We start from the raw sequence: 16,376 nt of genomic DNA on the forward strand, positions 1-16,376 counted from the left end.
TCGTTAAGGCTTTACCATGCACTGCGCGCTTTATGACGCTAACCGTTGCCGCTCCTGTCAGTGGCTGGAAAAACCCTATCCCACTCAGCTGAACGACAAACAGTCGATGCTGGAACAGTTACTGGCTGAGCAGCCGGTCGCGGCCTGGTTGCCGCCGGTCACCTCACCGCAGCAGGCATTTCGTAATAAAGCCAAAATGGTGGTAAGTGGCAGCGTCGAGCGTCCGGTGCTGGGATTAATCCATCGTGATGGTGAAGCTGTCGATCTGTGCGATTGTCCACTCTATCCCGCCAGCTTCCAGCCGGTTTTCGCTGCACTTAAGCCCTTTATTGCCCGTGCCGGACTGACGCCCTATAACGTGGCGCGCAAACGCGGCGAACTCAAATTCCTGCTGATAACCGAAAGCCAGCAGGGCGGCGTGATGCTGCGCTTTGTCCTGCGTTCAACCGCGAAACTGGAACAGCTGCGCGTCGCATTGCCGTGGCTGCAACAGCAGTTGCCGCAGCTGGCGGTGATCTCTGCCAATATTCAGCCCGTGCATATGGCGATTCTGGAGGGAGAAGAGGAGATTGCGCTGACGCCCGCGCAGTCGCTGGCAGAGAATTTCAACGGCGTGCCGCTGTGGATCCGCCCGCAAAGCTTCTTCCAGACCAACCCGCAGGTTGCCAGCGCACTCTATGCCACCGCGCGCAACTGGGTCAGGGCGCTGCCGGTCAACAGTATGTGGGATCTCTTCTGCGGCGTAGGCGGTTTTGGTCTGCACTGCGCGACAGCGGAGATGGAACTGACGGGCATTGAGATCAGCGCCGAGGCGATAAAATGCGCCCGGCGTTCCGCTGAGATGCTGGGGCTGGAAAACGTGCAGTTTGCGGCGCTGGATTCTACGGCGTTTGCGACCGGACGCGACGCGGTACCGCAGCTGGTGCTGGTTAATCCACCGCGTCGTGGGATTGGTGAGGCGCTGTGTGACTATCTCAGCCAGATGGCCCCGGATTATCTGCTCTATTCAAGCTGCAATCCGCAGACCATGGCGCAGGATATTGCCCGACTCAGTGCCTATGAGGTGACGAAGGTGCAACTGTTCGATATGTTTCCCCACACCGCCCATTTTGAAGTGCTGACGCTGTTAAGCCGCCGTCAGCACCAGTCCGGGAAAGCATCGGCAGAGGCAGCCTCAGCCGGTAATTACTCCGGGAACCACTTCTGATTAAGCTGCTGCCAGCTGCCGTTGGCTTTCAGTTCGTTCAGTGCCTGATTGAACTGATCGCGAAGCGCCGTATTGCCTTTACGCACGGCAATGCCGAGACCGGTGCCAAAGTAGTCCGCATCCGTAACATGTTCACCGACAGTGGCGAGATCCGCATTGGTCTTCAGCCACTGATTCACCACCGCGCTGTCGCCAAACACGCCATCCAGCCGGCCACTCTTCATATCCAGAATCGCATTCTGATAGCTGTCATATGCCACCACTTTCACGTCCTGATGCTTATCCTGCAGGTACTTCTGGTGAGTGGTGCCGTTTTCCACGCCAATGCGCTTGCCCTTAAGCTCAGCAAAGCTGCTGAACTGGCCTTTACGGGCGATCACGATGGCGGAGTTAGCATAATAAGGCTGGGTAAAATCGACCTGCTTGCTGCGCTCAGTGGTGATGTCCATGCCGGAAATCACCGCGTCATAGCGGCGGAACTTCAGTGACGGGATCAGGCTGTCGAAGGCATTGTTGGTAAAGGTACACTCCGCTTTCATCTGCTGGCACAGCGCTTTGGCCAGGTCGATATCAAATCCCACCAGGTTATTTTCCCGGTCCAGGGATTCAAACGGCGGATAAGTCGCTGAGGCGGCGAAGCGAATCTTTTCCGCTGCCTGGGCGGTAAGTGCCAGCGAAGCCAGCGCCGCGGCAACAATCCATTTTTTCATTTTATGATCCTGTGATGTGGTCAGCCAGAGAAGGCAATACCCTGCCATAAAATGAATTTTCATGCAATTAGCGTGATTTTTCAGGCGAAAAGGGCGAGGAGCCTCGCCCGGATATCAGTTACGTCGTTCAAAAGCCAGGGCGCGCTTTTCGATCAGCCGCATCATCAGCGTGAGCAAACCGTTAACGCAGAGATAAACCAGACCCGCCGCGGCATAGACCGTGATGTCGTAGGTGCGGCCATAGAGCAACTGGCCGTGGCCCATGACTTCCATCAGGGTGATGGTGTAGGCCAGCGACGTGCCTTTGAACACCAGCACCACTTCATTGGAGTAGGAGGAGAGGGCGCGTTTAAATGCATACGGCAGCAGAATGCGCAGGGTATCTTTGCGGCTCATGCCGAGCGCGGCACACGATTGCCACTGTCCGGAAGGAATCGCACGCACCGCACCGTAAAACAGCTGCGTGGTGTAAGCCGCGCTGTTCAGGGACAGCGCCAGCATCGCGCACAGCCAGGGCTGCGACAGTAAATGCCACAGCCAGGGGATCTGCTGGATCGAGGGAAACTGTCCCGGACCGTAATAGATCAGGAAGATCTGCACCAGCAGCGGTGTGCCGGTAAACAGCGTAATAAAGCCTTTGATCAGCGGGTTGAACACCGGCGTTTTCAGCGACAGCACCACGGTGAAGAGCAGCGCCAGCAGCAGGGCCACGACCAGCGAGGCTGCCGTCAGCGTCAGGCTGGTATGCAACCCTTTCAGGAGTTCAGGCAGATAGGCCAGCATTAGCTGTTCCCCCGTTCAAAGCGGGTGGTGCGCATTTCGATGCGGCGTAACACCGCCTGGCTGAAGAGCGTGATCACTAAGTAGATAGCGGCCGCTACCAGGAACCAGGTAAACGGCTCCTGCGTGCGGGTGGCGATACTTTTGGTTTGCAGCATCAGATCGTTGACGCTAATCAGCGAGACCAGCGCGGTATCTTTCAGCAGCACCAGCCACTGATTGCCCAGACCGGGCAGGGCGTGACGCCACATCTGCGGCATAATCAGCCGGAGAAAGATGGCCGATTTTTTCATGCCCAGCGCCTGACCCGACTCCCACTGGCCCATCGGCACCGCTTTCAGCGCGCCGCGCAGCGTCTGCGAGGCGTAGGCGGCATACAGCATCGCCAGCGCTATCACACCGCACAGGAACGGACTGACGTCGAAGTTTTCAATTTCTACCTGAATCGGTAACTGAAACAGGCCGAAATTCAGGGTGAAGCCGTCAGAGAGGGTGAGCAGCAGCTGTGAGGCGCCAAAATAGATAAACAGCACCACCAGAATTTCCGGCAGGCCGCGGATCAGCGTCACCAGGCCGGTGCCAATCCACGCCAGCGGTCTCAGGCGCAGTGACTCCCAGCCAGCGAAAATCATCGCCAGCACCAGGCCAGCGATGAGAGCACAAACAGCAAGGCCGACGGTCATGCCGGCGGCGCTTGCGAGGGTCATCATTTCATTCATCAGAGATTACTGCTGGAACCATTTGCTGTAGATGGTTTTATACGTGCCGTCTGCTTTGATCTTATCCAGCGCGCCATTGAATCTGGTCTGCAGATCGGTGTTGCCGGTACGTACCGCAATGCCCAGGCCGGTACCAAAGTAGGCTTTGTCCGTGACTTTGTCGCCGACGGCAGCCAGCGCGGCATTCTGCTTCAGCCACTCGTTGACGACTGCGGTGTCACCGAACACAGCATCAATACGGCCATTTTTCAAATCCAGCACCGCATTCTGATAGCTGTCGTAAGGAACGGTGGTGATTTCGCTGTGTTTCTCAGTCAGGTATTTCTGATGGGTGGTGCCGTTCTGGACGCCAACCCGCTTGCCTTTCAGCGCTTCGACGCTGGCGACTTTGCCTTTCTGGGCAACAAACAGCGCGGAGTTGTCGTAGTAAGGCTTGGTGAACAGGACCTGTTTTTCACGATCTGGCGTGATATCCATGCCCGCCATCACCGCATCAAAGCGACGGAATTTCAGACTCGGGATCAGGCTGTCGAACGCCTGATTGGTGAAGGTGCAGGTTGCGTCAATCTCTTTACACAGCGCATTGGCCAGATCGACATCAAAGCCCTGAATCTTGTTGTCCGCATCCACAAATTCAAAAGGAGGATAAGAGGCTTCGGTCGCAAAACGAATCGTCTGTGCCGCCGTAGCGCTCAGGCTAAAACCAGCAAGCAGTGCAGCAAGTACCATTTTTTTCATTTTTAGCATCCTGACTTAGTGCGAAAGATAGTGAGCAAACGCCTCGGTTTGCGGCTGTGTAAAGCGGCTGGCATCGCCCTGTTCCACAATATGACCGTTCTCCATATAGACGACGCGGCTGGCCGTTTTACGTGCCACCTCCACTTCATGGGTCACAATCACCTGGGTAATGCGGGTCTGGGCCAGTTCGCGAATGATACTGACAATCTGTGCGGTAATTTCAGGGTCCAGCGCGGCAGTCGGCTCATCAAACAGCAGCACCTGCGGCTCCATCATCAGCGCGCGGGCAATCGCCACACGCTGCTGCTGACCACCGGAGAGATGCAGCGGAAAGCGATCGCTGTAGGGCGTCAGGCGCAGCCGGTCAAGCAGCTTGTCGGCGCGGGCGCGGGCGTCGCTTTTGCTGAGGCCCAGTACCCGGCAGGGCGCTTCAATCAGGTTCTGCAGCACGGTAAGGTGCGGCCAGAGATTGTACTGCTGAAACACCATACCGACGTTCTGACGCAGTTCACGAATCGCCGCATCGGAGGGTTTCTGGCTGAAGTCGAACTGATTACCGGCAATCTGCAACTGACCTGAACGGGGTTGCTCCAGCAGGTTAAGCACCCGCAGCAGCGAACTCTTACCCGCACCGCTGGGACCCAGCAGTACCAGGGTCTCGCCTTGCGGACACTCAAGGTTAATGTCGAACAGCGCCTGATGAGCACCGTAGAAGCAGTTTATTGCGTTTAGTTGAATACTCATGCGCCAGATTTGAATAGCTATTAGTGTCGCGGATTTTAACGTCACCAGAATAGTTATGCAAATAAGGCGGGTTAAAATTTGTAAAACAGCAGGGTAACTGCAAAAGCTTAGCACAATATCATGCGCTGCCTGGCGTCAGCCCGCTGCAGCGGGCCGGGCGGCGGAAATAAAAAAAGCGCAGCGCCCGGGGGCGACTGCGCTTCTCTTGACGGTTAAGCCTGAGGTTATTTTTTCGATTTCTCAAGCATCTGGCTCAGGCTGCCACCCTCGGCATGCGCAGGGTTGGCCATGTAGCGCACATCATCCACCACCCAGCAACTGCCCTGATGGATCATCAGCACTTCATCCTGCCACTGCTTGCCGTCGCGGCTCAGATCGACCCGCAGCGGGATGTTGCGTGCATCGCGGTTCGGAATGGTGGAGGCATCAGCAACGCTGGCAGCGGTCGGACCCTGTGACAGGCTGGAGAAGAGATCACCATTGCGCCACTGTGCGCCTGCATTGCTGCCGCTGGCCGCCTGCAATGAGTGGTACAGCGCATCACTCAGGTAAGGGCGATATTTTGCCAGGGTGTTGCTGTCGGGCAGACCCTGCGTAGGCTGTTCGATACGCAGGTCGTAAAACTGCTGGGCCACCTGGTCAGGACCGCCTTCAATGCACGGTGCGGTACGTGGGCCATTATCCTTAATCACTGGCTCAACGGTGGTACAGGCGCTGAGCAGCAGGGCCGCCGGGATCATTAGCGCAAACGCGTTGTTTCTCATCTCGATTTCCTTATGGTTCTCTGGCAAGGTGCCCTTTTTAGCATAGAGTATAGCCGTGCTTTTTAGTCGAAAGAGCCTTAGCCTGGTTTTCAACAAGGAGAATGCGATGAAATTTTCAACAACCCCAACGCTGGAAGGTCACAGCATCAGCGAATATTGCGGCGTCGTCACCGGTGAAGCGATTCTGGGTGCCAACATCTTCCGTGATTTTTTTGCCGGCATCCGTGATGTGGTCGGTGGCCGCTCCGGTGCTTACGAGAAAGAGTTGCGTAAAGCGCGAGAGATCGCGTTTGAAGAGCTGGAGGAGCAGGCAAAAGCGCTGGGCGCCAACGCAGTAGTCGGTATCGATATTGATTACGAAACGGTCGGCAAAGATGGCAGCATGCTGATGGTGAGCGTCAGCGGCACGGCGGTGATCATTCGTTGAAACGGTGGCTGTGGCTGATACTGGCGCTGCTGCTGGCGGGCTGCCAGTCCGGGATAGAATCCCGTGACGGCTACTGGGCCGATCTGCGGCATCCGGCGCAGGGCGCGCGACCGCGGGTTAAGGTGATAGTGATCCACTACACCGCCGAAGATTTTTCTTCGTCGCTGGCGACCCTGACCGATCGGGAAGTCAGCGCCCACTATCTTATCCCCCGCCAGCCGCCACAGCGCGCCGGGAAAGGCGTTATCTGGCAACTGGTGCCGGAGCAGCAGCTCGCCTGGCATGCCGGGCCAAGCTTCTGGCGCGGAGCCAGCCGCATCAATGACACATCGATTGGTATCGAACTGGTGAACCAGGGTTATCGCCGGACCCTGACGGGTCTTGAATGGCAGCCGTTTATCGCCGCGCAGATCACCACGCTGGAGGCGCTGCTGCGCGATATTGCACAGCGCTACGGCATCGCACCGGAAAACATCGTCGGTCACAGTGATATCGCGCCGCAGCGTAAGCAGGATCCCGGCCCACTCTTTCCGTGGCAACAGCTGGCCCGGCACGGAATGGGTGCCTGGCCCGATGCCCGGCAGGTCGCGTTTCATTTAGCGGGTCAGGATCCGCACGCGGCGGTGCCTGTGGAGCCACTACTGGAAAGTCTGCAGCGCTACGGCTATCCGGTGACGGCAGGGATGAGCGATCGTGAACAGCAGAGGGTGATCGCCGCGTTTCAGATGCATTTCCGGCCTGCGGATTATCGCGGGCAGCCCGATGCAGAAACCGCCGCGATAGCCGCCGCGCTACTGGATAAATATGGCGCGGCGCAATAGCGGATTATTGGTGTAAAAACGCCTTCCAGTGGGCGACGACCTGCGCCAGCGCCGCACGATCTGCATCCAGATGGGTGACCAGCCGGGTGCGGGTTCCTGCGCTGATTAACACCCCGCGCGCCTTCATCCATTCACCTAATGGTTTGACCTGGGCTTCCGGCACCGCCACAAACAGCATGTTGGTCTGCTGATCGATGACCTGAACGCCCAGCTCATGCAACTGCTGTCCCAGCCAGGCCGCATTATCATGATCCTCCTGCAGCCGCGCCACGTTGTGTTCTAACGCATAGAGACCCGCCGCCGCCAGAATACCGGCCTGGCGCATGCCGCCGCCGGTCATTTTACGCCAGCGACGTGCGCGCTCAATTAGCGCCGTGTCGCCACACAGCAGAGAACCGACAGGCGTGCCCAGACCTTTAGAGAGACAGATGGTCAGGGTATCGCAGTAGCGGGCAATCGCTGCCAGCGTGGTCTGTTGCGCGACCACCGCATTGAAAATGCGTGCGCCATCAATGTGCAGCGCCAGCTGGTGCTCGCGGGTAAACGTCCATGCCTGTTCCAGATACGCCAGCGGCAGCACCTTACCGTGATGCGTGTTCTCCAGACTCAGCAGGCGGGTGCGGGCAAAGTGAATATCGTCCGGCTTGATGGCGGCCGCTACGACGTCGAGCGGCAGCGTACCATCGTCGGCGGCCAGCACTGGTTGCGGCTGAATACTGCCCAGCACCGCGGCACCGCCCGCTTCATATTTGTAGTTGTGCGCCTGCTGACCCACGATATATTCATCGCCGCGTTCGCAATGGCTGAGTAGCGCCACCAGGTTCGCCTGGGTGCCGGTCGGGAAAAACAGCGCCGCTGCTTTGCCGCTCAGCCGTGCGGCTTCCGCCTCCAGCGCATTGACGGTGGGGTCGTCACGGTAGACGTCATCACCGGTTTCGGCAGACATCATCGCGCTTAACATGGCGGCGCTGGGCCGGGTTACGGTATCACTGCGTAAATCGATCACCCTATGCTCCTGAACGTGGCGAAAGAAAAAAAAGGCGGGCATCGCGCCCGCCTGGATAGAACCCCTGTTTTACCGCAGCCAGTTGGTTTTCGCCAGTTCTACCACCTCATCACCGCGACCATTCATGATGGCGCGCAGCATGTAGAGACTGAAGCCTTTAGCCTGCTCCATTTTGATCTCCGGCGGCATCGCCAGTTCCTCTTTGGCGGTAATGACATCCACCAGCACCGGGCCATCGTGGGCAAACGCCTGCTCCAGCGCGCCATTGAGATCAGATGCCTTTTCGACCCGGATACCCCGGATACCGCAGGCCTCGGCGATAGCGGCAAAGTCAGGATTCTCCAGCTCGGTGCCATCGGTGAGATAGCCACCCGCTTTCATCTCCATCGCCACAAACCCCAGCACGCTGTTGTTAAAGATCACCAGTTTGACCGGCATTTTCAGTTGCGCCAGCGAGATAAAATCCCCCATCAGCATGCTGAAGCCGCCGTCGCCACACAGTGCCACTACCTGACGATTGCGATCGATCGACTGCGCGCCCAGCGCCTGTGGCATCGCGTTCGCCATTGAGCCGTGGTTAAACGAACCCAGCAGGCGACGTCTGCCGTTCATCTTCAGATAGCGCGCCGCCCAGACGGTCGGTGTCCCGACATCGCAGGTAAAGATGGCGTCATCACTGGCGTAGTGGCTGATCTGCTGTGCCAGATATTGCGGATGGATCGGCTGCTTGTCATTGGGCTGCGCCAGTTCGTCCAGACTTTTACGTGCCTCGACATAGTGCTTAACCGCGCTGTCGAGATGGCTGCGATCGCTTTTGTGCGTCAGTTGCGGCAGCAGCGCCTGCAGTGTGCTTTTTACATCGCCGACATAGGCCTGATCGACGTGACAATGTGACCCAAGGCTGCCTGGATTGATGTCGATCTGGATGATTTTTGCCTTTTCCGGATAGAAGGCGCGATAGGGGAACTGCGTGCCCAGCAACACCAGCGTCCCGGCATTCATCATGGCGTGAAAACCGGATGAGAAACCGATCAGACCGGTCATGCCGACATCATAAGGGTTGTCATATTCGATGTGTTCTTTGCCGCGCAGCGCATGGACGATAGGGGCTTTCAGCGCTTCTGCCAGCGCTACCACCTCCTGATGCGCTCCGGCGCAGCCACTGCCGCACAGCAGCGTAATATCGCTGGCTTCGTTCAGCGTCTGCGCCAGCTGCGCCAGTTCGGCGGGCTGTGGCAGGACCTGCGGCAACTGTGGTGGATACCATTCCGCGCTGGCGCTTTCTGGCGCCAGTTTCAGCGCGACATCCCCAGGCAGCACCACCACCGAGACGCCACGATTCAGAATCGCTTTACGCATCGCGATGCCCAGCACCTGCGGTAGCTGCTCAGGGTTCGAAACCAGTTCGCAGTAGTGGCTGCATTCGCGGAACAGCTCCTGCGGATGGGTTTCCTGAAAATAGCCGCTGCCGATTTCGCTGGAGGGAATATGTGCCGCAATTGCCAGAACCGGGACGCGGTTGCGATGGCAGTCGAACAAACCGTTGATGAGATGTAAGTTGCCTGGCCCGCAGGAGCCGGCGCAGACCGCCAGTTCACCGCTGATGTGCGCTTCCGCGCCCGCTGCGAATGCGGCGACTTCTTCATGGCGCGTCGGCATCCATTCAATGGTGCCCATGCGATTAAGACTGTCGCTCAGGCCGTTAAGTGAATCCCCGGTGACGCCCCAGATGCGTTTTACGCCCGCGCTTTCCAGCGTTTTGGCGACCAGCGCCGCGACGGTTTGTTTCATGCTCTTCTCCTTTGTCGGCCCGCCCTGAAGAGTGACGTGACCAGAACCGAAAAAAGAAGCGTAGACGACACGGCAGAAAAGCAGGCGTGAAAAAATGCGCTGGCAGAGCTCAGCGCATATCAGACAGGACTCAGGCGGAGAAGAGGGCGATGAGAATCGGGGCCAGCAGGCTCATCACAAAGCCGTGCACAATGGCGGCCGGAACGATCTCATTACCGCCCGCCCGCTGCAGCACCGGCAGGGTAAAGTCCATTGAGGTGGCGCCGCACAGGCCCAGTGCGCTGGAGCGATGACGGCCAATCAACGCCGGAATGAGCATGATTGCCACCAGTTCACGTATCAGGTCGTTGAAGAAGGCGGCGCTGCCGATGACCGGACCATAAGCTTCGGTCATCAGAATGCCGGAGAGAGAGTACCAGCCAAAACCGCTGGCTAACGCCAGACCGGTTTTCAGCGACACGCCCAGCAGCAACGCCGCAATCATGCCGCCGATAAGCGCGCTGACCAGCACCACGCTGGCGACCAGCATGCCACGACGGTTCAGGATAATCTGACGCAGCGTCATGCCGCTGCCCCGCAGCTGAATGCCCACCAGAAACAGCAGGAAAATCAGCGCATATTCGCTGGCCGTCGAGGCGTGGTGCAGCAGAGGCCACTGGGTCAGGCCAAGCAGAAAACCGATGATAACCACGCCGCACAGCTTCAGGGAGTCCAGTGCCATATGCAGCCGCGAGGGCAGTTTCTCCTGCCGATGCGCATGCTGCCAGGGGGCATATTTTTCCAGCCCGCGCAGCGCCAGCAGGTTGCATAGCAGAATGCAGAATGCCGCGACCAGCGCGGTGTAAAATACCGCCAGCAGATTGCTGCTCAGGTTGTCGAGAAAGGCCAGGCTGATGCCCATAAAGAACAGAATGACGTAAACCATCCAGCCCAGCAGCTGATTGACCCGGCGCAGGGTTGCGGTTTGACGGAACGGTAGCAGCCAGCCGGCGATCAGCGGCAGCAGAATAATCAGGAGTCCGGAGTACATAGCGATATGGGCCATCCATGGGGGAAGAGGCCACACGCTAGCGAAAAAGCGTAACGGAGTAAACCCTGAGAAAGCGGCTTGACCGGCTCGCTGGCGACAACCATGCTGTTTATAACCTGAGGATGGACGCCTATGATTCTGGAACATATCGACATTCGCGGTTTCCGCGGCATCAATAAGCTCTCACTGCCTTTAACCCAGACCAATCTGCTGATTGGTGAAAATGCCTGGGGCAAATCCAGCCTGCTGGATGCCCTGAGCCTGTTACTTTCGCCTCACGAACCAGCTTATGTTTTTACTGAGGCTGATTTCCATTTCACCCCGGGCGATGTGACCGACACGATGCGTCGACTTTCAGTCGTGTTCCACTTTCGTGATGACGGTAGCGACCCGGAAGCAGTGCTCTCGACTTTCTGGCAGCCTGATGCTCAGGGCCAGCGTCGGCTCTGTTATAGCGTCAGCGCCACCTGGCGTGACGGCGGTATCGAAACCCGCCGCCGTTTTGTTGACCTGAACTATCAGCTGTTGCCTGAGCAGAACTGTGCGGCGGCAATCGACCTGTTGCTGAAGCGTTATCCGGTGCTGCGATTGCGCGATGCGCGTTTCAGCAAGCGGACGCGGAACAGTGCGCCGCTGCCCGCCGCACATCCTGAGCTACTGGCGGGTATGGAGACGCTGGCGCGCGATCTGGAGCACCATCCGCAACAGCTCAGCGATGAGGTACTGCGGCAGGGGCTGAAGACCATGCAGCAACTGATGCAGCACTACTTTCTGGTGCAGCCGCCTGATGCGGGCAACGAGGTCAGGCTACGGGATCCGCAGACGCGCGAGGGGGAACAGGGATGGCGGGCGCTGGATCACCTGAATCAACTGATTGCCGGAACCGACTCCCGCAGCCGTCAGCTGATCCTGTTGCAGATGTTTACCCTGCTGATAGAAGCAAGAGGTGATGTCCCGCTGGCCGCCGGTGCCCGCCCGCTGCTGCTGATTGAAGATCCGGAAACCCGGCTGCATCCGATTATGCTGTCGGTAACATGGAATCTGCTGAGGCTGCTGCCGTTGCAAAAAATCGCTACCACTAATTCGCCGGAACTGCTCTCTCAGGTGCCGGTCGAAAATGTCTGCCGTCTGGTGCGTGAACCCTCGCGTGTCGCGGCCTGGCGCATCGGTCCGGAGGGACTGAGTGCCGAAGAGAGCCGGCGCATCGGATTCCATATTCGGGTCAACCGGCCTGCGGCGCTCTTCGCCCGTTGCTGGCTGCTGGTGGAGGGGGAAACCGAAGTCTGGATCATGAATGAGCTGGCGCAGCAGTGCGGTTACAACTTCGCCGCTGAAGGGGTAAAGGTGATCGAGTTTGCGCAGTCGGGGTTAAAACCGCTACTGAAGTTTGCCCGGCGCATGGGTATCGCCTGGCATGTCCTGACTGACGGTGATCAGGCGGGGAATAAATATGCCAGCACGGCACGCACGCAGTTACAGCCGGGTGAACCGGAGCCACGTTTTCTTACGCAGTTACCGGCGCTGGATATGGAAAATTTTCTCTATCAGCACGGTTTTCAGGATGTCTATCACCAGATGGCGCACCTGCCGTTAAACGTTCCGATGAGTTCCAGGCGTATTATTACTAAAGCGATTCACCAGAGCTCCAAGCCGGAACTGGCAATCGCAGTGGCTACGTCGGCGGCGGAACGTGGTGAAGAGGCCATCCCACCGTTGATGCGGCAGATGTTTGCCCGGGTGATTGGACTGGCGCAGGGCCAGGCGGACTGAGGTCATATCGAATATGAAAATGCCAGCGTCACTGGCTGGCATTTTTGAGTCTCTGTTCAGAAAGGAAATGCGTGTCAGGCCACAGCCTGCACCTCGACCGGCACGATCAGGCTGGCGTGATTACCTTTCGGGCCTTCGTGGACATCGAACTGAACCTGCTGGCCTGCCTTCAGCGTGCGGTAGCCTTCCATCTGAATGGTGGAGTAGTGCGCAAAAATATCTTCACCACCGCCGATAGGACAGATAAAGCCAAAGCCTTTGGAATTATTGAACCATTTAACTGTGCCCGTCTCCATGCTTTTACTTCCCTCGCAAGACATTTTATAAGTAGGTGAGGTCATTGAAGCTGTGAGTCGGATTTGATTAAAACTCAATCAGCCTGTGCAGGTAGAATGTAGAGAAAGCGCGGCTGACGTCAAGCAAACCACCGGGCCAGGTGGGGAAAAAATCATCAAAATTTGAAGCAGTTAACGCTATTGCAAATTTTGTGATACAGGTCGCGCACGGGAATTTCTGAATAAATTTTCAGCAGCGGCCTGCGGCTTGACAGGCATGTTAAACTCTCAATATGTAGCCACTTAAAGGCTAAAAGCAAAATCTCAACGGAACACTATGGCAAACACAAACGACTGGCTTAACTTTGAACATCTGGCCGACGATAAAGTACGTGAAGGGTTAAAGCCGCCTTCTATGTATAAAGTCATTCTGAATAATGACGATTATACACCTATGGAATTTGTTATTGACGTTGTACAAAAGTTCTTTTCTTATGATGTTGAACGTGCAACGCAGCTGATGTTGAAAGTTCACTATCACGGCAAGGCGATCTGTGGTGTATTTACTGCAGAAGTCGCCGAAACAAAAGCGGCCCAGGTGAACAACTATGCACGGGAAAACCATCATCCGTTGCTGTGTACGCTGGAAAAGGCCTGAACCCGTCTCCATATAGGAAACAGGTAAGGGCGATAATTGGGGGAGGTGCCTAATGCTCAATCAAGAACTGGAACTCAGTTTAAATATGGCTTTCGCCAGAGCGCGTGAGCACCGTCATGAGTTTATGACCGTCGAGCATCTGTTACTGGCGTTGCTCAGTAACCCGTCGGCCAGAGAGGCACTGGAAGCCTGTACGGTGGACATTGTGGCTCTGCGGCAGGAACTCGAAGCCTTCATCGAACAAACCACGCCCGTGCTGCCTGCCAGCGAAGAGGAGCGTGATACACAACCCACGCTCAGCTTCCAGCGCGTCCTGCAGCGTGCGGTTTTCCATGTCCAGTCATCCGGTCGCAGCGAAGTCTCCGGTGCGAATGTGCTGGTCGCCATTTTCAGCGAGCAGGAGTCGCAAGCGGCCTATCTGCTTCGCAAACATGAAGTGAGCCGCCTTGATGTGGTGAACTTCATCTCTCACGGTACGCGCAAAGATGAGCCCGGCCAGGCGCCAGGCGCAGAAAATCCGGTTAACGAAGAGCAGGCAGGCGGGGAGGAGCGTATGGAAAACTTCACCACCAATCTTAATCAGCTTGCTCGCGTCGGTGGTATTGATCCACTGATTGGTCGCGATAAAGAGCTGGAACGTACCGTTCAGGTGCTATGCCGTCGCCGTAAAAATAACCCGCTGCTGGTGGGTGAGTCGGGTGTGGGTAAAACCGCCATTGCTGAAGGTCTCGCCTGGCGCATAGAGCAGGGCGATGTACCGGAAGTGATGAAAGACTGCACGATCTACTCGCTGGATATCGGTTCGTTATTAGCCGGCACCAAGTACCGTGGTGACTTTGAAAAACGTTTCAAAGCGCTGCTGAAGCAGCTGGAGCAGGACGAACACAGCATTCTGTTTATCGATGAGATCCATACCATTATCGGTGCGGGTGCCGCGTCCGGCGGCCAGGTCGATGCTGCGAACCTGATCAAACCTCTGCTTTCCTCTGGCAAGATTCGGGTAATGGGTTCCACCACCTATCAGGAATTCAGCAACATCTTTGAAAAAGATCGTGCCCTGGCACGTCGCTTCCAGAAGATTGATATCACGGAGCCTTCATCTGAAGAGACCGTGCAGATCCTGAATGGCCTGAAGACCAAATACGAAGCGCATCACGATGTGCGCTATACCGCGAAAGCGGTGCGCGCAGCGGTGGAACTGGCGGTGAAATATATCAACGACCGTCATCTGCCTGACAAGGCGATTGATGTGATTGATGAAGCGGGTGCGCGAGCGCGCCTGATGCCAGCCAGTAAGCGCAAGAAAACCATCAACGTCTCTGACATTGAGACTGTGGTGGCCCGTATTGCCCGTATTCCTGAGCAAAGCGTGTCAGCAAGCGACCGCGATACGCTGAAAAATCTGGGCGATCGTCTGAAGATGCTGGTGTTTGGCCAGGACAACGCCATTGAGGCGCTGACGGAAGCGATCAAAATGAGCCGTGCAGGTCTGGGTCAGGATCGTAAGCCGGTCGGTTCCTTCCTGTTTGCCGGGCCTACCGGTGTTGGTAAAACGGAAGTCACCGTGCAGCTGGCGAAAGCGCTGGGTATTGAACTGCTGCGCTTTGATATGTCCGAGTATATGGAGCGTCACACCGTCAGCCGTTTGATTGGTGCGCCTCCGGGTTACGTCGGTTTTGATCAGGGCGGCCTGCTGACGGATGCGGTGATTAAGCATCCTCATGCGGTGGTGTTGCTGGATGAGATAGAAAAAGCACACCCGGATGTCTTCAACCTGCTGCTGCAGGTGATGGATAACGGTATGCTGACCGACAACAATGGTCGCAAAGCGGACTTCCGCAACGTGGTGCTGGTCATGACCACCAACGCCGGTGTCCGCGAGACCGAACGTAAGTCGATTGGCCTGATTCATCAGGACAACAGCACCGATGCCATGGAAGAGATCAAAAAGATGTTTTCTCCAGAGTTTCGTAACCGTCTCGACAACATTATCTGGTTCAGTCACCTGTCACCAGAGGTGATCCATCAGGTGGTCGACAAGTTCATTGTCGAGTTGCAGGCGCAGCTGGATGCCAAAGGCGTGTCGCTGGAAGTCAGCGATGAAGCACGCGACTGGCTTGCTGAGAAAGGCTACGACAAAGCGATGGGCGCTCGTCCGATGGCGCGCACCGTGCAGGACAGCCTGAAGAAACCGTTAGCCAATGAACTGCTGTTTGGTTCGCTGGTGGATGGCGGCTCGGTGTCAGTGGCGCTGGATCGTGAGAAAGGTGAACTGACCTATCACTTCCTGAGTGCTGAAAAACGCAAAACCGAAGGCACTGTGCATTAATCACCTGCTGCAGATGTGAAAAAGGCCGGATTAAAATCCGGCCTTTTTTTCGCTGCAAATTGCAGGGCGATGAGATTACTGCAAATTAGCGACTACGGAAGACAATGCGGCCTTTGCTCAGGTCGTACGGGGTCAGCTCAACGGTCACTTTGTCACCCGTCAGGATGCGGATATAGTTTTTGCGCATTTTACCGGAGATATGAGCAGTAACCACGTGTCCGTTCTCAAGTTCTACGCGGAACATGGTGTTAGGTAACGTATCCAGTACGGTACCTTGCATTTCAATATTGTCTTCTTTGGCCATCGAATCCTCTGGGTGTACTACCTTTCAGTTGAACCGGCAAGATAATGCCCAATTCAACGATTTATGTAAAGAACCGTCGGCGATTTTGCCAACGCTTTGCCGGGGTGCACGTCAGTCGCGCGCATCCGGTAAAATTAGGGTGTTTATGTGACGTCTGCGGGGGATTAGCGGGCTAAGAATCTGTATCAACCGGTTACACGCGCACGATTGAAAACAGTTCCGAGAGTGCGTTGAGATTCCCAGCCTGGCAATTCCGGCTCGTTATTGCGAAGCGCGGACGACATACCAAACTCGACCATTATA

Annotated in this window: 17 protein-coding genes; 6 read left to right on the forward strand and 11 right to left on the reverse strand. The window is 56.7% G+C overall.

All coding sequences use genetic code 11. The annotated features are described in order from the left end of the window. Positions 1 to 16: 16 nt before the first annotated feature. Positions 17 to 1,207 (forward strand): 23S rRNA (uracil(747)-C(5))-methyltransferase RlmC, encoded by a 1,191-nt coding sequence (rlmC, locus tag AC0T7J_RS08870; RefSeq protein ID WP_473793545.1) that lies wholly within the window; start codon positions 17 to 19, stop codon positions 1,205 to 1,207. Here rlmC and AC0T7J_RS08875 read toward each other — a convergent pair. From AC0T7J_RS08875 to AC0T7J_RS08900, 6 genes are all read right to left on the reverse strand, one after another. After that, on the reverse strand, positions 1,186 to 1,917 hold the full coding sequence (locus tag AC0T7J_RS08875) for an arginine ABC transporter substrate-binding protein (protein ID WP_473793546.1): 732 nt from the start codon (positions 1,915 to 1,917) through the stop codon (positions 1,186 to 1,188). The genes rlmC and AC0T7J_RS08875 overlap by 22 nt on opposite strands. A gap of 114 nt (positions 1,918 to 2,031) precedes the next feature. Continuing rightward, the gene (artM, locus tag AC0T7J_RS08880; RefSeq protein WP_473793548.1) at positions 2,032 to 2,700 is read right to left on the reverse strand and encodes an arginine ABC transporter permease ArtM; all 669 of its coding nucleotides are present in this window, start codon (positions 2,698 to 2,700) and stop codon (positions 2,032 to 2,034) included. Continuing rightward, positions 2,700 to 3,416, reverse strand: coding sequence for an arginine ABC transporter permease ArtQ (artQ, locus tag AC0T7J_RS08885; RefSeq protein WP_473793550.1), 717 nt, complete (start codon positions 3,414 to 3,416; stop codon positions 2,700 to 2,702). Before artQ ends, artM begins: the two co-directional genes overlap by 1 nt. A gap of 6 nt (positions 3,417 to 3,422) precedes the next feature. Further along, positions 3,423 to 4,154 (reverse strand): arginine ABC transporter substrate-binding protein, encoded by a 732-nt coding sequence (artJ, locus tag AC0T7J_RS08890; RefSeq protein WP_473793552.1) that lies wholly within the window; start codon positions 4,152 to 4,154, stop codon positions 3,423 to 3,425. A 15-nt stretch (positions 4,155 to 4,169) separates the two neighbouring features. Then, on the reverse strand, positions 4,170 to 4,898 hold the full coding sequence (gene artP, locus AC0T7J_RS08895; RefSeq protein WP_010254433.1) for an arginine ABC transporter ATP-binding protein ArtP: 729 nt from the start codon (positions 4,896 to 4,898) through the stop codon (positions 4,170 to 4,172). A gap of 224 nt (positions 4,899 to 5,122) precedes the next feature. Continuing rightward, positions 5,123 to 5,662: a lipoprotein gene (locus AC0T7J_RS08900; RefSeq protein ID WP_010254434.1), complete on the reverse strand. Its 540-nt coding sequence runs from the start codon at positions 5,660 to 5,662 to the stop codon at positions 5,123 to 5,125. Positions 5,663 to 5,768: 106 nt separating this feature from the next. Between AC0T7J_RS08900 and AC0T7J_RS08905 the strand changes: the two genes are divergently transcribed. Continuing rightward, positions 5,769 to 6,089 (forward strand): heavy metal-binding domain-containing protein, encoded by a 321-nt coding sequence (locus AC0T7J_RS08905; RefSeq protein WP_003849304.1) that lies wholly within the window; start codon positions 5,769 to 5,771, stop codon positions 6,087 to 6,089. Further along, positions 6,086 to 6,910 (forward strand): N-acetylmuramoyl-L-alanine amidase, encoded by an 825-nt coding sequence (locus AC0T7J_RS08910; protein WP_473793555.1) that lies wholly within the window; start codon positions 6,086 to 6,088, stop codon positions 6,908 to 6,910. The genes AC0T7J_RS08905 and AC0T7J_RS08910 overlap by 4 nt, the downstream gene beginning before the upstream one ends. A 4-nt stretch (positions 6,911 to 6,914) precedes the next feature. Here AC0T7J_RS08910 and ltaE read toward each other — a convergent pair whose 3' ends face one another. From ltaE to AC0T7J_RS08925, 3 genes are all read right to left on the reverse strand, one after another. Continuing rightward, positions 6,915 to 7,916, reverse strand: a complete 1,002-nt coding sequence (gene ltaE / locus AC0T7J_RS08915) for a low-specificity L-threonine aldolase (protein WP_143990587.1) — start codon at positions 7,914 to 7,916, stop codon at positions 6,915 to 6,917. 69 nt (positions 7,917 to 7,985) lie between these two features. Next, positions 7,986 to 9,707 carry a ubiquinone-dependent pyruvate dehydrogenase gene (poxB, locus tag AC0T7J_RS08920; RefSeq protein WP_033757117.1) on the reverse strand — a complete coding sequence of 574 codons (1,722 nt, stop codon included), beginning with the start codon at positions 9,705 to 9,707 and terminating at the stop codon, positions 7,986 to 7,988. Between the two features lie 130 nt (positions 9,708 to 9,837). Beyond that, complete coding sequence (locus tag AC0T7J_RS08925; RefSeq protein WP_473793557.1) at positions 9,838 to 10,737, reverse strand: LysO family transporter; 900 nt, start codon at positions 10,735 to 10,737, stop codon at positions 9,838 to 9,840. 132 nt (positions 10,738 to 10,869) lie between these two features. On the opposite strand from AC0T7J_RS08925, the gene AC0T7J_RS08930 reads away from it, so the two are divergent. Beyond that, positions 10,870 to 12,507 (forward strand): DUF2813 domain-containing protein, encoded by a 1,638-nt coding sequence (locus AC0T7J_RS08930; RefSeq protein WP_473793558.1) that lies wholly within the window; start codon positions 10,870 to 10,872, stop codon positions 12,505 to 12,507. A 74-nt stretch (positions 12,508 to 12,581) separates the two neighbouring features. Here the strand turns inward: AC0T7J_RS08930 and cspD are convergent, their stop codons facing one another. Further along, the gene (gene cspD / locus AC0T7J_RS08935) at positions 12,582 to 12,803 is read right to left on the reverse strand and encodes a cold shock-like protein CspD (RefSeq protein ID WP_010254451.1); all 222 of its coding nucleotides are present in this window, start codon (positions 12,801 to 12,803) and stop codon (positions 12,582 to 12,584) included. Positions 12,804 to 13,119: 316 nt separating this feature from the next. Here cspD and clpS point away from each other — a divergent pair, with 316 nt between their 5' ends. Continuing rightward, the gene (gene clpS, locus AC0T7J_RS08940; protein ID WP_473793560.1) at positions 13,120 to 13,440 is read left to right on the forward strand and encodes an ATP-dependent Clp protease adapter ClpS; all 321 of its coding nucleotides are present in this window, start codon (positions 13,120 to 13,122) and stop codon (positions 13,438 to 13,440) included. Positions 13,441 to 13,492: 52 nt separating this feature from the next. Continuing rightward, on the forward strand, positions 13,493 to 15,769 hold the full coding sequence (clpA, locus tag AC0T7J_RS08945; protein WP_031593147.1) for an ATP-dependent Clp protease ATP-binding subunit ClpA: 2,277 nt from the start codon (positions 13,493 to 13,495) through the stop codon (positions 15,767 to 15,769). 85 nt (positions 15,770 to 15,854) lie between these two features. On the opposite strand, the gene infA is transcribed toward clpA, so the two are convergent. Then, entirely contained in the window at positions 15,855 to 16,073 is a 219-nt protein-coding gene (gene infA, locus AC0T7J_RS08950; protein ID WP_002211347.1) for a translation initiation factor IF-1, read from the reverse strand. Between the last annotated feature and the right edge of the window lie 303 nt (positions 16,074 to 16,376).

Source organism: Pantoea sp. E956-1 (assembly GCF_982223955.1).